This window comes from Legionella maioricensis (genome assembly GCF_023618015.1).
Taxonomy (GTDB): domain Bacteria; phylum Pseudomonadota; class Gammaproteobacteria; order Legionellales; family Legionellaceae; genus Legionella; species Legionella maioricensis.
In genome coordinates, this window is the sequence record NZ_JAJKBJ010000016.1 from 37,856 (window position 1) to 56,065 (window position 18,210).

An 18,210-nucleotide genomic window follows, 5' to 3' on the forward strand; every position below is an offset into this window, starting at 1 on the left:
ATCCTTCGTCGCAAGCTCCTCAGGATGACGAAAAAAGTTTTTTAACTTAATGGCATTGAAGCGCTCCCTCAGTCCGAGGATAGACGCCGCTAAAACCCCTTGGCTTGACAGCCAAGGGACATCATATGGCCCATTGTGCTTCTATACCTGGCATGCTCTATCGTTGGTGTTGGAAAAATAAGTTTTTATCGCCGTAATGTGAAGCCAATAAATAACTTTCTAACATGAGTGTTCCTATATGGTACTCCGCACCTTGGTATTCGCCATACACTTCATAGATAGGGCCAAAAGGCACTTGTAAAAATGATGTTCTGAAGTCTTCACGGGAATTTTCAGGAATTAAATCCTTTACCAGGTTGCTTGACCTGAAATATATCCGCTCTGGAAATATGGGAATGCCATTGTATTTACCTTCACTGGTCCATACAGCCAAATGCCACAAAGGCAGATCATTGGCAGGAGCACGTGTCCATTCAAATATTTTCTCAATGGCTTTCAACGTCCAGCTCGTTGGGTGAGGGATCTGATTGGAAAAATCTTTTGCAAAATAATTCCAATTCTCTTTTTGTCCCTCAAGCAAATTCATCACTTGCAAATTCAAAGAAGGATTTTTGGAAATTAAGATTTTAATAGCCATGCCAGGGATATAGTTTTCATTGGTTGGAGGGGTTGCCAGAGAAAGACGTGCCAAACCAATGCCGCCGGTTTGATAAATACCAGTAAACGGGTGGTTTGCAGCAGGAATAAATGCAATTTTGCCTACCGAACCATTGGCATGAATAATTTTCATTCGTCCCTCAGGTAATTCGTCGCTGGAATAGTCGAAAGTAGGTTTTAAGTTAAACAATCCTTTTAGTTTTTGGAGGACTTCTTTAAAACTGTTGCCACTGAATGGTGGTAAAGGCTCTTCTTCATGACTTTGGGTAATTTCACTCCATAATAAATCCCGCTTTTCTTCAGCCGCTAAGTCTTGGTAATTGCTCGGTAATTGAGCATATAAACCCGTGTTTAGGAAAGAATAGAGCAGTCCACTAATAATCAAAGTCCGACAACGATGCATCAAACGCTCCTTGTTATCAAAATTTATTTTTCTGACAGGGTATATGAAATGGAAAATCTTTTCTAATATTTTGTGGCAAATCTCTTTCCCTGCGGTATATTGAAGTTTCAATGGATTACTTTTTCAAAATTTATAGAGGGTTAAATGAAATCAATTGGTGTTTATTTGGGTGCTAAGTTTGGTAATGATAGTGAGTTTTGTGAAGCTGCAATTTTACTGGGTAAGCAAATTGCCAGGATGAATTTAACTCTAATATACGGTGCTTCGAGCACAGGTATGATGGGACTTTTAGCTACCACGGTGAAAGAGCATGGCGGTACGGTCATAGGAGTTACGACCAATCACCTGATAGAAAAGGAAAAACCGTTGACTATATTAGATGAATTACATGTAGTTGATTCGATGCAGGAACGAAAGAAAATGATGGCAAAGTTGGCCGATGCATTTATTGTGATGCCAGGTGGTCTTGGGACGTTTGAAGAAGCGTTTGAAACATGGAATGCAATAAAAATCGGGGTGCTGCAAAAACAGATTGGCTTCCTTAATATAAATGGTTATTTTGACGGACTATTCTCCTTTATTGGAACGTGCGTACAAAGCGGTTTTTTATCAAAAAAAGATGAACATATCCCTGTAATTCAATCCAATGTGAATTCACTGCTGGTAGAGATGCTGCAATTGTCGATTCCAGCTACTGAGGTCTTGGGATAGATCGCCCCCAAACAGGGTACTTTTCAAAGTACCCTGTTTGGGGGCATTACTTCAGATTATATCCTCATCAGGCCTCAGTCTGTTTTAACTGCTTGGCTCTTGGAGTAAGTACTGCCAGAATGATTGCACATAAAAGGAGTGCCGGTACATCTCCCAGCAGATGTCCCATATGTTCACGATAATAAAATGCCTGCACAGCCATGATACCGCCATGAACGATACTTGACCAAACCGTAAACCAGATAAGGCTCAGATTCTCTAAAGGATTAAAAGCTGCCAGGATTAAAAACACCCCAAGGGTTGCATAGATTCCAAGTATCATCTGCAGATAGGGTGAAACACCTGCTGCGTGCCAAGCCCAACCTGCTGGCCAAAAAACGGTTAAGGGATAAATGCCAAAAATAAACATTAAACCGATAAGGATCAAAACAACTCTTAAAATCCTGACTCTTTGAACTAGCTCCATGTTTTTTCTCTATTGAAAGTGACTGTTATTGGGAATATCCATATTGCTAAGATAAGTATAGCAATAAAATGTTAGTGTCAAAGCAGACCAGTCTTCATCGGGTATTATCGATTCAGAACAGAGGCAGTCATTCTGGAAATACAGGTCTTTTTACCGGCTTCATTAAAAATATCAATTTGCCAAATTTGAGTGGTACGTCCCAGATGAATAGGCGAAGTGACCGCTCTAACCAGGCCTTCTCTAACTGAACGAATGTGATTGGCATTAATTTCCAGGCCAACACAATAAAATTGATTGGGATCAATGACTGCATTTGCCGCCATACTGGCAACTGTTTCGGCCAGGGCCATGTTGGCTCCGCCATGAAGAATACCTATCGGTTGTTTGGTTCGGTCATTTACAGGCATCGTGGCTGATAAAAAATCCTCGCCCACTTCGGTAAATTGAATACCAAGAAATTCAACCATGGTATTTTTGCCAATCCGATTTAACTCTTCTATAGAAATTTCTCTGAACCATATAGCCATTTTTATCTCCATGTAACAAGGTTAATTATAGTAAGTCTCTCCCTAAAATGATCTTGGTATCAGCTATTTATCATTTAATACTTTTAAAGTGTAAGAAGGCAGCTTAGTATATTTTATAGATGAGTGGGTGCGGTAGAATAAATTAATCATAAATAGAAATGGAGAAATAAATTATGGACTTGCAGCTCAATGGTAAAACAGCTCTGGTAACAGGCTCTACTGCTGGAATTGGCTTTGCCATTGTAGAAGTATTAGCTCGTGAAGGGGCGGCGGTAGTAATCAATGGCCGTTCCGAAGAGCGGATTAAGCAGGCAATCCAAAAAATAAAAGCCAGCGTTCCCTCTGCTCAATTGATTGCAGCACCGGCTGATATAAGTAACCCAAAAGAGATAGAAGCTTTAATTCATCAAGTGCCCACGGTGGATATTCTGGTCAATAATGCAGGTATTTACGAAGTAAAACCCTTTATCAATATTTCAGATGAAGAGTGGTTGCGTATGTTTAATACTAATGTGATGAGTGGGGTTCGTTTAAGCCGCCATTATCTTGCATCCATGCTGAAGCAAAACTGGGGAAGGATTATTTTTATTTCCAGCGAATCAGGATTACAAATTCCCGCAGAGATGGTCCATTATGGCATGAGTAAGACCGCTCAATTAGCGATTGCTCGCGGCATTGCTGAAACAACCGCAGGTACTCAGGTTACTGTTAATTCCATTCTTCCAGGCCCTACGAGTAGCGAAGGTATAGTCCAGTTTGTCAAAAGTATTGGAAAAGAACAAAGCAAATCGCCAGAACAAGTTGAAAAAGATGTATTCACTACAATGAGACCTTCCTCATTAATCAAACGTTTTGCTGCTCCTGAAGAAATTGCCAATATGGTTGCGTTTATATGCAGTCCGTTATCCGCAGCGACCAATGGGGCGTCTGTTCGAGTGGATGGTGGTATTTTGCGTTCTATCGCATAATACTAAAAGGGTAGCCTGATTGTTGAAAGTTAATTCTGGAAAATACATTAAATGCTCTTGAGACTTGTCAATCATGTAAGGAGAGACCGTGATATATAAGCATATTATGATAGCGGTTGATGGAAGCGACACTTCCGCTTTAGCCATGCAGGAAGCCATTAGAATGACTAAAGACCAAAAGGCTACTTTACGCATTGTCTATATAGTGGATGAAAGTTTTGTTCATGATGGTGAAGCCGTCATTGATTATGATGTTCTTTGGGAGTCCGCAAGAAAAGACGGACAAAAAATTTTAAATGAAATGGAAGAGATTGCTCGTCAAGCCAAAATTAAATTTGAAAGTCAGCTTATTGAGCTCAAAGCGTTTCAAGGCAACATTGCTGAGAAAATTAACGAAGCCACCGAAAGTCAACCTACAGATCTATTAGTTATTGGAACTCATGGTCGTCGTGGTTTTAATAGGTTACTTTTGGGCAGTGTAGCCGAGAACGTCGTTAGAATCGCCACCAAACCAGTGTTGCTTATTCGAGGAGAATAACCTGTTTTTTTCATTTGATGGTGCAGTTGCGTCTTTCTTCTCATGCCTACGTGTCGTAGGAAAACAGATAAAACCTGTTATAAAATCAGCTCAGTGCCCTCCTTAGTCGGACGGCTATGGATTGGTATAGTTGTATGGTGGCGATAAGATAAGATGATAAGGATTGATAATACGATGTGTTTGCTGCAGGTATCAACGCATGACCGTTGAAAAAAAATGGGAACATTTTATCCACGAAGCAGATATAGGAGTCAGGGGTGTGGGTCCTACTTTACCTGATGCCTTTGAAATGGGCGCGTTAGCTTTAACCAATGTGATTACGAACTCCGACGCCGTTAAGCCGGTCAAATCAGTGCATGTCTCTTGTGAGGCACCTAATCAGGAAATTTTATTCACCGATTGGTTAAATGCCATTATTTATAATATGGCCATCCACAACATGCTATTTTCTGAATTTCACATAACCATAGAAAATGGAACATTAGAGGCTATTATTAAGGGAGAGGCAGTTGATCGAAAGCGTCATCAGCCGATTGTAGAAATTAAAGGGGCTACGTATACCGAGCTAAAAGTAGTCAAAAAAGATGAGATATGGATAGCTCAGTGTATTGTGGATGTCTAATTATTTAATGTATTGATTAAGAGAGGAATATAATGGATTTAACCCTCTTGGAAAAAATAAACGACTTTGAATGGCAAATTCCCAGGCATGGAACTATGCAAGTCCCGGGAGTCATTTTTGCATCAGAGCAGTTAGTTACTGACATGGATATGAAAGTTTATGAACAATTATCCAATGTAGCCACATTACCGGGAATCGTTCAGGGAGCTTACGCCATGCCCGATGCTCATTGGGGATATGGTTTCCCTATTGGTGGGGTTGCCGCTTTTGATCCGGAACGAGGCGGGGTTGTGTGTGCCGGAGGGGTAGGATTTGATATTTCTTGCGGAGTAAGGCTCTTATCCACCGGTTTAAAACGCTCTGAACTGGAACCCTTCAAAGAACCAATGGCGGATGCCTTATTTGCTCATATCCCTGCGGGTGTTGGCAGTAAAAGCCGTATTCATTTAACCATAAAAAAGTTGGATGACATGTTACGGGGGGGAGCTCAGTGGGCAGTCAAGCAAGGATATGGTGAACGCGATGATCTAGAACGCATCGAGGATCATGGCTGTGTCGAAGGGGCTCTTCCTGAATATGTTTCTGAGCAGGCCAAAAAACGCCAAAAGAATGAAATGGGCACTTTAGGTTCGGGCAATCACTATCTGGAGATTCAGGAAGTTAACCAAATTTATTGTCCGCAATCGGCGGCGGCCTTTGGTTTGAACGAAGGCGATATTGTGGTGAGCATCCATTGCGGTTCACGCGGATTAGGACATCAAATTGGAACAGATTATTTACGTTCCATGTTAATCAATGCGCAACGAGAGGGCTTTAAGCTGATCGACAGAGAACTGGCGTGCGCCCCTATTTACTCTGCAAGCGGTGAACGCTATTTAGGAGCCATGCGTGCAGCTATTAATTGCGCCTTGGCCAATCGTGAAATAATTACTCATTTTATGCGTGAGGTGTTTCAAGACGTGCTACCCGGCACCAGGATAGAGCTGATTTATGATGTCTCTCACAATACCTGTAAAGAAGAATACCATGAGGTTGATGGCAAGTTCTTGCGCTTATTTGTCCATCGTAAGGGGGCAACCCACGCATTAGGACCAGGTCACCCCAAATTACCTAAAGTGTTCACCCATGTTGGGCAACCAGTCATCATTGGGGGCAGCATGGGAACCGCTTCTTATGTTTTAGTTGGTACAAAAATGTCGGAAAATAAATCATTCGGCTCCGCCTGTCATGGTGCCGGCCGTGCAATGAGTCGGCATCAAGCCATGAAAAAATGGAGTGGGAGTGAAATCATCCGCCAGCTTGCTGAGCAAGGTATTTTGATTCGCAGTGGTTCCTACCGCGGAGTAGCAGAAGAAGCGCCCCAGGCTTATAAAAATGTTGATTTAGTCGTTAATTCCGCTCAGGAGTCCGGTTTAGCAAAGAAGGTGGCCAAGCTCACTCCGGTGATTTGTGTTAAGGGGTAGGTTGGAAATGAATCACTGAGGTTGCATCATAAAAAAAGAGCCTATATCATTCTTCTGTAGTTCAGAGTACCCAAATTAATTGGGTAAATCAGTGACTTAGGGATAAGGAATTGTAATGGGCCTCCATGAAAAAAGCACCCCGCTAAATAATGAATTAGGCATTTCGAAGGGGGCAGTTGCCCAAAGACGTGCAGAATTGATTGCCGCGAAATTTTCAGGTTACGCAGGAATAATGCCGAATAAGGTCCCCGTTGTTAAACCTTTGGCTGGTACGCCAATAGAATCCGGAAAAGCACTCAGTCACCCTACCCGATCAAGACCAGTTTTTTCTCATAGACCGCCTTCTCGTCGAAAGGATACAAGAGTTCATTTTTTTGCAGAAAAAGTGGAAAACAGTAATGAGTTAACCAGCCCGCCTTTGGCGGCTAATCTGGCCGGCTTACTTAAAAAAGCGATATCCGATGCTGAACGTTGCTATCGAGAACACTATCAAAACGGTAGTTGCTCGAGACAGCCCAACGGGTGGTTCAGTTGGTGGCGCCATGGCGCGGCCGGACAAGAAAAAGCTGGGGAGGTTTGTGTAACTGCTCAGGAAGAAGATACTTGTGATTCATTATTAGATAAAATGCGCCTTTTTTTCGATAGTCCAGAAACACGGTATAATAATCATTCTTTTGCTTCCTATTTATTAGATGAACTGGATAAATTGCTGCATCATTTTTCATTACCTGGCTGTAAAGTGGAAGAGGGAGCTTATGACAAAGATTCATGGTTTGCTGTTGCTGTACAATTAGGAAAAATAGTCCCTGTAGCGGAAAATGGTGATGCTCTGGTGATGAGTTAGACCGTAATAGAGAATGTCAACAATCTACTGCCACGATTTCAGATGATGTCCCCACATCCTCAACCTCTTCGTCGTCCTGAGCATCCCCACGTCGTCCTGAGCGCCTTTACATCATCCCGAGCACCTTTACGTCATCCCGAGTGAAGCGAGGGATCTCCTGAATGTGGCACACGACTTAACATAGACTCTGATATAAATCGTCCCAATTTGGATTCAAAGTATTAATAAGATCATTCTTCTTTTTTCGAGACCATCCCTTGATTTGTTTCTCTCTAGCAATAGCGCTCATAATATCACCGCATACCTCATAATAGACGAGGCGATCTATATTGTACTTCTGAGTAAAACCTTTTTGCATTTTATGTTTATGTTCATAAATACGTCGTATCAAATCACTGGTTACTCCCGTGTATAACACTTTATTGTATTTATTCGTTATAAGGTAAACATACGATTCAACATGCATGGAGACTCCTTGTTGGTATGGACTAGTTCCCTGTTAGCATCCATCAGGGAAAAGATAGAATAGCAGAAAAAAATATTTTGAGCGTTGTTTGCTAATTCATGCCACCTTCAGGAGATCCCTCGCTTCGCTCGGGATGACGTAAAGGCGCTCGGGATGATGTAAAGGTGCTCAGGATGGCGTAGGATTGTTCTGGATGATGCGGGATTGTTCGTGGTGATGTTGGGATGACGTAAAGGCGTTCAGGACGACGTGGGGCTATTCGGGATGGCGGGGATTTAAGGTCCCGCGAATGTGTCGTGGGACCTTGATTTATTATGAGTACTTAGCTTTTTTACTTAGCAGCTAATTCTATCGCAAAGGCTAAAGCTAATTTGGAGAAATTAGTTATATGATCCAGGTTCAACAAATCCATAGTATCTGACGGAGTGCCGATATTAGGATTAAAGTTTTCGAAGATTGATTCACTTGAGAAAGCCGCTGGAATGTCTTCTTCATTCCAGGAAACATGATCACTACAACTCGTGCCACAACGTGAGTAATTAACGGGAACACGAATGTAAGTGGTAATTAATTTGGTGATATAGTCATTTAAATCCTTGTTGGTATTATCAGTAAACACCCACATAGTAGGATCATCATGAACACGGTACCCTGTTTGGTCTAACTGAAGTGCTGCCTTAACCCGAATGGAGTGCTCATCGAAATAGCGCACTACATATTGAGAGCCTGCCAACTCTCTGTTTTTTGCTGCATACCAAATAATATAAATTGGGTGTTTTAATTCTGTTTTAGAAGCTAATAAAACACGAGCTGTTTCCATAATAGCTGCTGCGCCGCTTCCCTCATCAGCACCAGGCATGCGACCATCAAGAGTATCCATATGAGCGCCGATTACCACACCTGGAGCTTTAATGTCTTTACCAATGACGGTTACTAATGAAGGTTGATTATACCAGCCTGTTTTTACAAAAAATGTTTTAGTATCGGTACGACCGTATTCAACGGCCATGGTTTCAAATTTATCTTTCAACCAATGCGCAGCAGCAACACCGGTATCTTTAGTGGCAGAACGATTCGTGTAGGCTGTTAAATGGTTTAATGTTTGCCAAATATTATCCGCTACTACCGCTTTCAAAGCAGTATTCACTTCAGTTTGATGTTTCACTACATAGAGGTCATTATTTTTTATGGCTGACGTTACGGCGCTTTTTTGTAACAGGCTCTGTGCTGACTGTTTCTTGGCTGTGGTTAATTGATCACTGACATTAACCACATCACCGCATTGAACTTGATCCGCTAACAGGATAAGTTGTTTCACATCACTGTTCGCTACATCAATAATTTTGAATTGAGGGTTTTCTGCTAATACCTCATGGCCAATAGTAATTTGAGTCGCAAGGCATTGTGGTACCTTCAATTGTTCATGAGCTGGCGAAATGACTCCAAAAATAGAATGACTTGCCAGGGAAATACCCGCGGTAATCCATGTTAAATATTCAAGCATTTTCTCTCCCAATTTATTTTAGTCAATGTGGATATGGACCGTACAAGCAAAAGAAAAACATGGATCACCAATGGATGGTTTTTTAACTCAAATGTCCATTAATGATTATTTTTTATTTGTTGCCAAGATTTAGCTTTAAATATAAGTGGGCAAATATACTACAGCAAAGGCAAAAAATAAACCCATTGTGCCTAAAAAAAATCCTTTTTCTCTTTTTTCATAGTGAAGTTGGCGAAGGGGGAGGCAATTAAGGCTGGTGTCATGTTGAGCCTGAATTCATTACCGGTTGTGATTGCAACATCTCACGAAGCTGCGTTATTATTCATCATGCGCAAAAAATAGCTCTCATTATGCCTCATTTAACATTGGAATATAGCAATAATCTTAGGGTAACAGATCGTTTTAACCAGTTGTTCGATGAGTTGCATCGTTTGTTAGCTGAAGAGCTCCCTACTCAATTATCCAGCTGTAAAAGCAGATGCATCGTACATCCACTATTTTTTATAGGCGATCAGGACGAAAAAAATGCCTTTGTTCATTTAACGATAAAAATGCTTCCGGGAAGAGCTGACGCTAAGAAAAAGCGGTTAGGTGAGATCATATTAAATATATTGCGCGTCTTTTTTAAATCAGAATCAACTCAATTGAATCTCAGTTTATCTGTTGAAATTTTGGATTTAGATAATAATTATTATAAATGTTGATCCATTGGATCAATAGGTAAGCGAAACTTACTGTTAGGTATTGGAGCTACGAACAATTAACACAGGCATAGTAGCGATACGCACAATGTGCTCTGCCACGCTACCCAAGAAAAAGTGACCAAAGCCTTGTCGACCATGCGAGCCAATAACCAATAAATCAGCAGACCATTTTTTCGCTTCTTCAACAATCACATCTGCAATTTTTCCCTTAAATAGTTTCCGTTCAAGGAGACACTTTTCAATCTTTATGGAGGTCTGCTTTTCAATTATTTTTACCGCATTATCTAAAATTTCTTTTCCTTCCTCTTTCAGGCTATTAATTAATAACGCATAATCAAAACCTGGCCCGCCATAATAGACCATATTTTCATCGACTACGTGAATAATACGTAAATGAATTTTTTCACCCTTTGTGAGTTTAATTATTTCTTCAACCGCTGCATTTGATACGTTACTTCCATCAATTGCCAGCAAAATATTCCTATAAATCATTAATAACTCCAACGCTTCCATTGTCTGTGATGACAGACTGTTCTTTATCCTTATAGTTTAATTATAGATTATGTTGTTGATTCATTGATTTTTTATTAAGGTTTACTGGAATTTTAAACTAAATTCGGGCACTCTTAATTGGTAAAATCAGGCTATAATAAAACATAATTTCTTTCAGTCACGGAGACATAGATGAAAAGCTCGCCCATTGAAAACGAAAAAAAAACAGTGGATATAATGGATGCTATATATAACCGCCGAGCAGTTCGTAACTATCTTCCTACCCAAGTTAACTCCGATTTAATCCATATTTTGTTAGATGCCGCTATGCAAGCACCTACAGCCTTGCATGAAGAACCAAGGGCATTTGCTGTAATCCAAAATAAAGAACTATTGAATCGCTTATCAGACAGTTGCAAAGCCGAGTTGCTCAATGAAACAGATAAATTGGCGTCCGAACAAAGAAAGCGTGTTCTTGGTGTGGTAAAACAAAAAGACTTTAATGTTTTTTATAATGCGGGTACCTTAATTGTTATTTACAGCACTTATCCAGGTCCGTTTGTAACTGCGGAATGTTGGCTGGCTGCAGAAAACTTAATGCTTGCGGCCTATGGTAAAGGACTTGGTTCTTGCGTGATCGGTTTTTCTCTTGCCGCTTTAAATTTGCCTGAGTGGAAGCAAGAATTAGGTGTTCCTGCTGATATGATTCCTCAGGCAGCTATAATTATTGGATGGCCTGCAGAAAAACCCTTGGCTCCTTCACATAATTCGCCAACCATTCTTTCATGGAAATAATCTGCGGGATCTGATCTATCCCCATGAATTTTTGGGCTCTTTTGCCTACGTACCGCGCTTTATGCGCGGTATCCGTATATGCCGTCTCAGAGGAAGGATTCCAGAATTTAAAAATTGGGGTGAATCGTTTGATTAACATGGATAAGTCCGAATAATTTCATCTTTTAATTGAATTGCTACGTGTTCAATTGCCTGTTCTACAGGATGAGAAAGAGTGGATTCGAAGACAATAAGATCAATTTCTATTCCGTATAATATAATGTTGTCTGGCAAGTCATTAAGAGCACTGCCCAATTGCAGTGCTTGAGCAATCCCCATATCATGAGTTGATAATCTGTTTTCTGATTTAATAATATCATCATTCTTAAAGCGATGAACGGTTCCTGGTTCACTGCCTGATTTTACTGCATCAATAATAAAAACAGTACGGGCGCCGCTCATCAACTCGATTAATCGTGCTCCTGGACGATCATGGCTTTCTATACTCACCCATTGAGTGATATTGGGGTGCATTGCGAGGTGCTGTTTTAACGCATCAGCTACCTTCCAGCCTGCCTGATCATCTCCAAAAGGGGAGCCAATGCCCAATACTTTGATACGATTCATTCGCGATTCACTTTGATGTTTAGAAAATGGGTTGAACAAGAAATACAGGGATCATAATTACGGATGATCATCTCACTACAGAGGCGTAGGGAATCCTCCGCTTTATCTAAACCAAAATGACTCAAAGAAATACGCAAATCCTCTTCAATTCGAGCTTGATTTTGACTGGTGGGTGGCACGATACGCGCTGAAGTCACCTGGCCTTTTTCATCAAATTCATAACGCTGCCATAACATGCCTCTGGGGGCTTCCGTGCAGCCAATGCCTATCCCTGTCTGGGGAGTGACTTCCGGATGAGGCTTATCCACTATTTTATATTGTTCTAAAATACGAATGGATTCTAAAACACAATAATAAATTTCTACCGCTCTGGCAATGATGCTGGAGTACATATTGGCGGAAGGGAAGTTAATTTTTAAACTTTGTAAAAGAAGATGGATGGGAGTAGGCAAATGGCCAAAACAATTATTGACTCGCGCAAGGGGCCCTACCAAATAAGGTTTATTCTGTAACAAACAGTGCAAAGCATTAGAGTATGGGACTTGATGCTCTTTAAAATAAGCATCAAACTCATCAATACTAATATTCAATCCGCGATCGGATACTAATCTCCCCTCATTTAGAGGATATTCTGTAGGATGATAAAGAGAAACACTGGTAAATTCATGGGAATTATCAGGCAATGAGAGCCCTGAAAGCCAGCGAATTAATGCCTCACAATCTTCAATCAGGTCTTTTGCCTTTTCTAAGAGTCTATTGGTATCGGCATCATTGGGCGCTTTATAAAAACCACCAACACAAGCTCCCACCGGATGAACCGAGCGGGCTCCAAGCAGTTTAATCAAGTCATTGCCGAATGCTTGCAGACGCATTCCACGTCGCACCTCAAGCGGATAGTCTTTTGCCATTTCTGGTACTGACTTAAATCCGAGAAAATCAGGCAGGGCCAAAAAATGAATGTGCATGCTATGACTTTCCAGCCATTCACCGCAATAAAATAAGCGGCGCATGGTTCGCACCCAAGGACTTGGTTGAATGCCAAAACAATGTTCAATAGCCTGGGTAGCGCTCATTTGATAGGCCACGGGACAAATACCGCAGATTCGCGCCACAAAATCTAAAACATCGGTGTAGCTTCGTCCTTCCAAAAATTTTTCGAATAATCGCGGCGGTTCATAAATTTTTAATTTTAATGTTTTAATGGCGCTATCGCGAATATGAAGCTCAAGAGCTCCTTCACCTTCTACACGCGCCAGAATGGGGACATTAATGGAGATATTTTTACTCATTACTGATTTTAATTCCCTTAAAATAGTTTCCTGCTTTATTAAAAGCAGGTGCTTGATTATTGATATGCAAAAACTTTTGGGCAATGGCTTCTGGGCTTAATCCAAGTTGTTTGAACCAATGTCCCAAAGATTGGGTATTCGGATTTTGTTTAGGACCATAACAGGCATAGCATCCCCGTCCTACCGATGGACAAAGGGAGCCGCAGCCGGTTTGGGTTACAGGTCCCATGCAAGGGTCTTTTTTGGTAACCAACACGCAAACATTCCCTTTGCGTTTGCACTCCATACACTCAGAATCTCGTTTGATGCGTGGGGTTGCATTGGATAATAAAAAACGAATGGCTTCTAAAACCTGATTGCCATTAACCGGACATCCCCATAATTCCCAATCGACTTTAACATGATGAGCAATAGCTGTTGAGGTGTTTAAGCTCTTGATATAGTCTGGTGTGGCATAAACATCGGCTACCCACTCTTTGGAATCTGCGACGTTGCGTAAGGCCTGAATTCCTCCTGCGGTTGCACAAGAGCCTATGGTAATAAGGTATTTGCTGTTTTGGCGAATTTTTTTGATGCGCACTTCTTCGTCTGGGGTTGAGATGCTGCCTTCAACAAAAGCGATGTCTACCTGAGCTTCAAGGTCTATGGATCCGGCTTCAGCAAAATGGACCATCTCAACCAGTTCAGATAAGGTCAATAAGGCTTCACCTGCATTCAAAAATGCCAATTGGCATCCATCGCAAGAGGTAAATTTATGCACCGCCAAACGTGGCTTCATGGTCATTAAAATCCTGGTTCATGGAATAATTCTTTAATTTCCGAGTATGCAAATACAGGGCCATCCTTACAGATAAAAAAACCACCATATTGACAATGGCCGCATTGTCCTATGCCGCATTCCATATTTCGTTCCATGCTCAGATAAATATGCTCTTCAGAAACTCCTTTCTTATTGAGCACCTTAATTGCGGTATTCATCATCATTTCAGGGCCACACATCATCGCAATAGTATTTGCGGGATCCAGTTTAATTTTATCGATCATATCGGTGACATAGCCCACACTCCATGGCCATTTGGGCCCGGCTTGATCTGCTGCAATGTGAATTTCAGTATGAGGTGATTTTTTCCATAATTCATACTGTTTTTTAAAAATAAAATCCTCGCTGTGTTTCACTCCTTGCAGAATACTTAAATGCCCATATTGAGCCCTTCTTTCTAGAATATAGTTAATGATAGAAATGGAGGGAGCACAGCCAAGTCCCCCGGTGACGACAACAATGTCTTTGCCTTTTGCTTGTTTCAGTGGCCATCCTCGACCATAAGGCCCACGAATTCCAATTCTATCTCCAGGGTGTAATTTTTGTAATGCTTTAGTCACTCGTCCTACAGCTCGAATGGTATGACTGAGAATATTCTTTTTCTTCGGATCAGAAACTATAGAGATGGCCACTTCCCCGACACCATAAAGATAAAGCATATTAAATTGACCTGGATAAAAGATAAACCGTTCGTGATGCTCCGGATCAATAAAGCGCAGATGGAGGGTGAAAATAGTCGCCGACTCTTGGACTCGTTCCGCAATCTCCGCTTCAAAAGGAAGATAAGGGTCAAAATGGGGTTTAAACACTCTCTTTTATCCTCACATTCGATTCACCTGAAATAGCAGCTAACTCTTCAGTAATATCAATTCCAACCGGACACCACGTGGCGCAACGTCCGCATCCCACACATCCGCTAGTACCAAATTGATCAAACCAGCTTCCTACTTTATGAGTCAACCATTGGCGGTATTGTTTGCGCGTGTCATCACGAACTATGGTTCCGTTTAAATAACTATGGCCTGTAGTAAAACAAGAGTCCCATTCGCGCTGATGTTCACTGCTGGTAGCATCCAACGCTGGTTTTTCCACTTCACTATGACAAAAACATGTAGGGCATACTGAGGTGCAATTGCCGCAGGATAAACACCGTTCGGCCACTTCCTCCCAACGGGCGTGATTTAAATTGGCAAATAATAAATCTCGTAAAGCCCGTTGATTATCTAAAGGTATCCTTTTGCTTTGCATGGCTCCTGCTTGATCGACATTGTTTATTGCATCTTGGCATTGAGTCGTTTTAGCCTCCGCTAAATTTAAAGGTCCAATAATTGCCTGGCCTCGCTCGCTGCCTGTTTTGACTACAAAGCCCTCATCTACTTCAGTCATCAGGATGTCAAAAGGATGGCTTACTGCAGGACCTGTTCCCGCTGAAACACAGAAACAATTTTCTGAAGAGTAAGTACAATTTACCGCAATGACAAAGAGATGCTCGCGCCGACTCTTATAACGCGGATCAGGATGGTTATTTTCAATAAACACTTTATCCTGAATACTCATTGCTGCCAGATCACAAGAGCGCGCACCAATAATAGCCACGGGTCTTTCACTGGGCTGATGGGGTTGGAAGATTAGTTTCCCTTCGCTATTGCGAATTACTTTCCATACCGTTTCCTGGGGTTTAAATAAAATGGGTTTTATTGCTTGAGGGCCATTTGCAAAAGCGAATGCCTTGTGTTCAGGGATCTTTTCTAATCGATAGTTCCCCGGCGTTTGGTGATCACGGATGCCCCAGGGTAATTGCTCTGCATGATGAAGCACATCATAAACAATAGCGCCGTCACGTACTTGCGGACCAACGCAGGAAAATCCTGCATTGTGTAACGCATCAAGCAGGTTTTGTAATTGCTTATGAGGTAAAAAATAGCTTGGTTTATCCACAATCATAGTCATCCTTTTAACAAATTCTTGGCAATTGCTCTCCCGCCAACCAATCCATAATCCTCATCCCACCCAATTTTGTTTTCAGCTGTACAAAATGACGCGCATCTTCGATGACTTCGCCAATGACTTCAGCATGCAGTCCAAGAGGATGGGCGCGCATAACTGGTAACAATCGCTCCGTATCATGGGGAGGACAAATCGCAATTAACTTTCCTTCATTAGCTACATATAAAGCATCAAGTCCTAATAATTCACAGGCACTGGCGACCTCAGTACGAATAGGAATGTTACGTTCATTAATCATTAATCCCACCTTGGACTGCTGGGCCAACTCATTTAATGTCGTTGCCAGACCACCACGAGTAGGATCACGCAAACAGTGGATGGTAGGCACAGCACGTATCATGCAAGCCACCAGATCATGTAATGATGCGGTATCGGATTGAATGGTGGTTTGAAATTGCAAATTATTGCGATGAGCCATAATAGCAATCCCGTGATCACCGATATATCCGCTTACAATCACCTGATCACCTGGTTTTGCTCGATTACCTGAAATATGAATTCCTTCAGGTACTACTCCCACACCCGTAGTGGTGATGAACACTCCATCTCCCTTACCGCGTTCAACTACTTTGGTATCGCCGGTGATAATAGCGACGTCGGCCTGTTGAGCAGCCTGCGCCATCGAGGTCACAATTTTTTGCAAATCTGCAAGAGGAAAGCCTTCCTCTAAAATGAAACTGGCTGATAAGTACAATGGTTTTGCGCCAGACATGGCAATATCGTTAATCGTTCCATGGACAGATAAAGAACCAATATCACCGCCGGGAAAAAATAAAGGTGAAATCACATGAGCATCAGTTGCCATGACCATACGACCGGATGAGACGGAAAAACAGGCTTGATCGTTTTTTTGAGCTAACCATTGATTATCAAAAGCAGCTAAAAATAATTGATCAATCAATAGAGCCATAACTCGCCCGCCACTACCGTGACTTAGATTGATTAATCCTTCTTTAAAATTCAGTTTCGGCCCTTTAAATTTTTTATTTATTACTTCAGTCATTGTTTACACCCGTCCATAAGCATACACGGCAGCGCATGCCCCTTCAGAGGAGACCATGCAGGAACCTAAAGGATTTTCAGGAACACATACTGTGGCAAATAATTTACACTCCATCGGTTTTTTTACACCGCGAAGCACCGCGCCACAAAGACATTGCTTGTGTTCCTGGGCACCAAAATCAGGTAATTCAAATCGTTGTTCTGCATCAAATTCAGCATACTCTGCTTTTATTTTTAAAGCACTGTGAGGAATAAAACCTAGACCACGCCATTCAAATTGGTCGCGTAACTCTAAAACTTCGGCCATTATTTGTTGTGACATCACATTCCCCAAACGATTGACCGCACGAGTGTATTGAATTTCTACCTCACAGCGGTTTTCATTGATTTGGTGGATTAACATCAAAATAGAATGCAATAGATCCAAAGGTTCAAAGCCTGAAATCACAATAGGTTTTTGATATCTTTGACACACTGCCTCATAGGGACGGCTCCCAATGACAATGCTGACATGAGCGGGGCCAACGAATCCGTCTAAAGTGACCTCATTCGATTGCAGCAAGCTGTCCATCGCAACAGGGGTTAAAACATGATTACAAAAAACACTAAAGTTAGTGAGTTTTAATTTTCTGGCTTGTTGGATCACCAAGGCGGTTGGTGGGGTGGTAGTTTCAAAACCAATAGCAAAAAAAACAACTTCTTTTTGCAGGTTTTCCTGGGCAATTTTTAACGCATCATCTGCGGAATAAATCATGCGCACATCCGCACCGGATGCCTTAGCATGCAATAGACTTTTTTGTCCAGTGCCTGGTACTCGTAACATATCAGCATAACTACAAAGAATAACATGTGGTAAAGAGGCCAAGGCAATGGCTTTATCCGTCCTTGCCATAGGGAGTACGCATACAGGACACCCTGGACCATGAATCATTTCTACATTGTCAGGAAGTAAGCTTGGAATTCCATAGCGATGGATAGCATGGGTATGCCCGCCGCAAAACTCCATAAATTGATAGTGTCGCCTCGGATCCACCTGGTCAGCAATTTTCTGAGCCAGTACTTTTGCATAAGCTTCATTGCGAAAGTCTTCTATGTATTTCATTCCGGGGTATCCTCTAGCATTTGAGCAAATAAACTTAAGGTTTTTTGCGCCTCTTGTTCATCTAACCGTGTTAAAGCATATCCGACATGAATAATGACATAATCACCTTCAGTGACTTCATCTAATAAGGCAATGGAGATTTCTTTGGTGATGCCGCCTAAATTGATTATGGCTCGGGCATTGTCAATAATTTGGGTGATTTGTACGGGCATAGCTAAACACAT

At 41.6% G+C, this 18,210-nt stretch carries 22 protein-coding genes; 8 read left to right on the forward strand and 14 right to left on the reverse strand.

The genetic code is table 11. The annotated features are described in order from the left end of the window. Nucleotides 1-157: 157 nt before the first annotated feature. On the reverse strand, nt 158-1,060 hold the full coding sequence (locus LOX96_RS12520; protein ID WP_250422740.1) for a hypothetical protein: 903 nt from the start codon (nt 1,058-1,060) through the stop codon (nt 158-160). Nucleotides 1,061-1,204: 144 nt separating this feature from the next. On the opposite strand from LOX96_RS12520, the gene LOX96_RS12525 reads away from it, so the two are divergent. After that, on the forward strand, nt 1,205-1,771 hold the full coding sequence (locus LOX96_RS12525; RefSeq protein ID WP_250422736.1) for an LOG family protein: 567 nt from the start codon (nt 1,205-1,207) through the stop codon (nt 1,769-1,771). 67 nt (nt 1,772-1,838) lie between these two features. On the opposite strand, the gene LOX96_RS12530 is transcribed toward LOX96_RS12525, so the two are convergent. Further along, the gene (locus tag LOX96_RS12530) at nt 1,839-2,237 is read right to left on the reverse strand and encodes a DUF6632 domain-containing protein (protein WP_250422731.1); all 399 of its coding nucleotides are present in this window, start codon (nt 2,235-2,237) and stop codon (nt 1,839-1,841) included. 104 nt (nt 2,238-2,341) lie between these two features. Then, entirely contained in the window at nt 2,342-2,764 is a 423-nt protein-coding gene (locus LOX96_RS12535) for a hotdog fold thioesterase (RefSeq protein ID WP_250422727.1), read from the reverse strand. Between the two features lie 173 nt (nt 2,765-2,937). On the opposite strand from LOX96_RS12535, the gene LOX96_RS12540 reads away from it, so the two are divergent. From LOX96_RS12540 to LOX96_RS12560, 5 genes are all read left to right on the forward strand, one after another. Then, nucleotides 2,938-3,732 carry an SDR family NAD(P)-dependent oxidoreductase gene (locus tag LOX96_RS12540; RefSeq protein WP_250422724.1) on the forward strand — a complete coding sequence of 265 codons (795 nt, stop codon included), beginning with the start codon at nt 2,938-2,940 and terminating at the stop codon, nt 3,730-3,732. 88 nt (nt 3,733-3,820) lie between these two features. Continuing rightward, nucleotides 3,821-4,270: a universal stress protein gene (locus LOX96_RS12545; protein WP_348645851.1), complete on the forward strand. Its 450-nt coding sequence runs from the start codon at nt 3,821-3,823 to the stop codon at nt 4,268-4,270. Between the two features lie 199 nt (nt 4,271-4,469). Continuing rightward, nucleotides 4,470-4,892 carry an archease gene (locus LOX96_RS12550; RefSeq protein ID WP_250422722.1) on the forward strand — a complete coding sequence of 141 codons (423 nt, stop codon included), beginning with the start codon at nt 4,470-4,472 and terminating at the stop codon, nt 4,890-4,892. 32 nt (nt 4,893-4,924) lie between these two features. After that, complete coding sequence (locus tag LOX96_RS12555) at nt 4,925-6,355, forward strand: RtcB family protein (protein ID WP_250422721.1); 1,431 nt, start codon at nt 4,925-4,927, stop codon at nt 6,353-6,355. 115 nt (nt 6,356-6,470) lie between these two features. Next, a complete protein-coding gene (locus tag LOX96_RS12560; protein WP_250422719.1) occupies nt 6,471-7,199 on the forward strand; it encodes a hypothetical protein in 729 nt (242 codons plus the stop codon). A 175-nt stretch (nt 7,200-7,374) separates the two neighbouring features. On the opposite strand, the gene LOX96_RS12565 is transcribed toward LOX96_RS12560, so the two are convergent. Both LOX96_RS12565 and lapA read right to left on the reverse strand, forming a co-directional pair. After that, a complete protein-coding gene (locus LOX96_RS12565; RefSeq protein WP_250422717.1) occupies nt 7,375-7,665 on the reverse strand; it encodes a GIY-YIG nuclease family protein in 291 nt (96 codons plus the stop codon). 331 nt (nt 7,666-7,996) lie between these two features. Then, on the reverse strand, nt 7,997-9,169 hold the full coding sequence (lapA, locus tag LOX96_RS12570; RefSeq protein WP_250422715.1) for an aminopeptidase LapA: 1,173 nt from the start codon (nt 9,167-9,169) through the stop codon (nt 7,997-7,999). Nucleotides 9,170-9,519: 350 nt separating this feature from the next. Here lapA and LOX96_RS12575 point away from each other — a divergent pair, with 350 nt between their 5' ends. Then, the gene (locus tag LOX96_RS12575) at nt 9,520-9,873 is read left to right on the forward strand and encodes a 5-carboxymethyl-2-hydroxymuconate Delta-isomerase (protein WP_250422713.1); all 354 of its coding nucleotides are present in this window, start codon (nt 9,520-9,522) and stop codon (nt 9,871-9,873) included. Between the two features lie 33 nt (nt 9,874-9,906). On the opposite strand, the gene LOX96_RS12580 is transcribed toward LOX96_RS12575, so the two are convergent. Beyond that, nucleotides 9,907-10,365: a universal stress protein gene (locus LOX96_RS12580; RefSeq protein WP_284498372.1), complete on the reverse strand. Its 459-nt coding sequence runs from the start codon at nt 10,363-10,365 to the stop codon at nt 9,907-9,909. Between the two features lie 192 nt (nt 10,366-10,557). On the opposite strand from LOX96_RS12580, the gene LOX96_RS12585 reads away from it, so the two are divergent. Continuing rightward, a complete protein-coding gene (locus tag LOX96_RS12585; protein WP_250422710.1) occupies nt 10,558-11,160 on the forward strand; it encodes a nitroreductase family protein in 603 nt (200 codons plus the stop codon). Between the two features lie 132 nt (nt 11,161-11,292). Here the strand turns inward: LOX96_RS12585 and LOX96_RS12590 are convergent, their stop codons facing one another. Genes LOX96_RS12590 through LOX96_RS12625 form a run of 8 tightly spaced genes read right to left on the reverse strand, consistent with a single transcriptional unit; the run spans nt 11,293 to nt 18,210 of the window. After that, nucleotides 11,293-11,766: a hydrogenase maturation protease gene (locus LOX96_RS12590; protein ID WP_250422707.1), complete on the reverse strand. Its 474-nt coding sequence runs from the start codon at nt 11,764-11,766 to the stop codon at nt 11,293-11,295. Then, nucleotides 11,763-13,055, reverse strand: a complete 1,293-nt coding sequence (locus LOX96_RS12595) for a Ni/Fe hydrogenase subunit alpha (RefSeq protein WP_250422705.1) — start codon at nt 13,053-13,055, stop codon at nt 11,763-11,765. The genes LOX96_RS12590 and LOX96_RS12595 overlap by 4 nt, the downstream gene beginning before the upstream one ends. Beyond that, nucleotides 13,048-13,833 carry an NADH-quinone oxidoreductase subunit B family protein gene (locus tag LOX96_RS12600; RefSeq protein WP_348645852.1) on the reverse strand — a complete coding sequence of 262 codons (786 nt, stop codon included), beginning with the start codon at nt 13,831-13,833 and terminating at the stop codon, nt 13,048-13,050. The genes LOX96_RS12595 and LOX96_RS12600 overlap by 8 nt, the downstream gene beginning before the upstream one ends. A 5-nt stretch (nt 13,834-13,838) precedes the next feature. Continuing rightward, entirely contained in the window at nt 13,839-14,684 is an 846-nt protein-coding gene (locus LOX96_RS12605; protein WP_250422701.1) for an FAD/NAD(P)-binding protein, read from the reverse strand. Then, nucleotides 14,677-15,819, reverse strand: coding sequence for a 4Fe-4S dicluster domain-containing protein (locus LOX96_RS12610; RefSeq protein WP_250422699.1), 1,143 nt, complete (start codon nt 15,817-15,819; stop codon nt 14,677-14,679). The genes LOX96_RS12605 and LOX96_RS12610 overlap by 8 nt, the downstream gene beginning before the upstream one ends. 10 nt (nt 15,820-15,829) lie before the next feature. Next, nucleotides 15,830-16,885 carry a hydrogenase expression/formation protein HypE gene (gene hypE / locus LOX96_RS12615; protein ID WP_250422697.1) on the reverse strand — a complete coding sequence of 352 codons (1,056 nt, stop codon included), beginning with the start codon at nt 16,883-16,885 and terminating at the stop codon, nt 15,830-15,832. A gap of 3 nt (nt 16,886-16,888) precedes the next feature. Further along, nucleotides 16,889-17,986 carry a hydrogenase formation protein HypD gene (hypD, locus tag LOX96_RS12620; RefSeq protein WP_250422695.1) on the reverse strand — a complete coding sequence of 366 codons (1,098 nt, stop codon included), beginning with the start codon at nt 17,984-17,986 and terminating at the stop codon, nt 16,889-16,891. Further along, nucleotides 17,983-18,210 (reverse strand): HypC/HybG/HupF family hydrogenase formation chaperone, encoded by a 228-nt coding sequence (locus tag LOX96_RS12625; protein ID WP_250422693.1) that lies wholly within the window; start codon nt 18,208-18,210, stop codon nt 17,983-17,985. The genes hypD and LOX96_RS12625 overlap by 4 nt, the downstream gene beginning before the upstream one ends.

Excerpts from the sequence above, each read along its gene's own strand:
- LOX96_RS12520 (WP_250422740.1), bottom strand. The coding sequence starts at position 1,060 with ATGCATCGTTGTCGGACTTTGATTATTAGTGGACTGCTCTATTCTTTC.
- LOX96_RS12525 (WP_250422736.1), top strand. The coding sequence starts at position 1,205 with ATGAAATCAATTGGTGTTTATTTGGGTGCTAAGTTTGGTAATGATAGT.
- LOX96_RS12530 (WP_250422731.1), bottom strand. The coding sequence starts at position 2,237 with ATGGAGCTAGTTCAAAGAGTCAGGATTTTAAGAGTTGTTTTGATCCTT.
- LOX96_RS12535 (WP_250422727.1), bottom strand. The coding sequence starts at position 2,764 with ATGGCTATATGGTTCAGAGAAATTTCTATAGAAGAGTTAAATCGGATT.
- LOX96_RS12540 (WP_250422724.1), top strand. The coding sequence starts at position 2,938 with ATGGACTTGCAGCTCAATGGTAAAACAGCTCTGGTAACAGGCTCTACT.
- LOX96_RS12550 (WP_250422722.1), top strand. The coding sequence starts at position 4,470 with ATGACCGTTGAAAAAAAATGGGAACATTTTATCCACGAAGCAGATATA.
- LOX96_RS12555 (WP_250422721.1), top strand. The coding sequence starts at position 4,925 with ATGGATTTAACCCTCTTGGAAAAAATAAACGACTTTGAATGGCAAATT.
- LOX96_RS12560 (WP_250422719.1), top strand. The coding sequence starts at position 6,471 with ATGGGCCTCCATGAAAAAAGCACCCCGCTAAATAATGAATTAGGCATT.
- LOX96_RS12565 (WP_250422717.1), bottom strand. The coding sequence starts at position 7,665 with ATGCATGTTGAATCGTATGTTTACCTTATAACGAATAAATACAATAAA.
- lapA (WP_250422715.1), bottom strand. The coding sequence starts at position 9,169 with ATGCTTGAATATTTAACATGGATTACCGCGGGTATTTCCCTGGCAAGT.
- LOX96_RS12575 (WP_250422713.1), top strand. The coding sequence starts at position 9,520 with ATGCCTCATTTAACATTGGAATATAGCAATAATCTTAGGGTAACAGAT.
- LOX96_RS12580 (WP_284498372.1), bottom strand. The coding sequence starts at position 10,365 with ATGATTTATAGGAATATTTTGCTGGCAATTGATGGAAGTAACGTATCA.
- LOX96_RS12585 (WP_250422710.1), top strand. The coding sequence starts at position 10,558 with ATGAAAAGCTCGCCCATTGAAAACGAAAAAAAAACAGTGGATATAATG.
- LOX96_RS12590 (WP_250422707.1), bottom strand. The coding sequence starts at position 11,766 with ATGAATCGTATCAAAGTATTGGGCATTGGCTCCCCTTTTGGAGATGAT.
- LOX96_RS12595 (WP_250422705.1), bottom strand. The coding sequence starts at position 13,055 with ATGAGTAAAAATATCTCCATTAATGTCCCCATTCTGGCGCGTGTAGAA.
- LOX96_RS12600 (WP_348645852.1), bottom strand. The coding sequence starts at position 13,833 with ATGAAGCCACGTTTGGCGGTGCATAAATTTACCTCTTGCGATGGATGC.
- LOX96_RS12610 (WP_250422699.1), bottom strand. The coding sequence starts at position 15,819 with ATGATTGTGGATAAACCAAGCTATTTTTTACCTCATAAGCAATTACAA.
- hypE (WP_250422697.1), bottom strand. The coding sequence starts at position 16,885 with ATGACTGAAGTAATAAATAAAAAATTTAAAGGGCCGAAACTGAATTTT.
- hypD (WP_250422695.1), bottom strand. The coding sequence starts at position 17,986 with ATGAAATACATAGAAGACTTTCGCAATGAAGCTTATGCAAAAGTACTG.
- LOX96_RS12625 (WP_250422693.1), bottom strand. The coding sequence starts at position 18,210 with ATGTGTTTAGCTATGCCCGTACAAATCACCCAAATTATTGACAATGCC.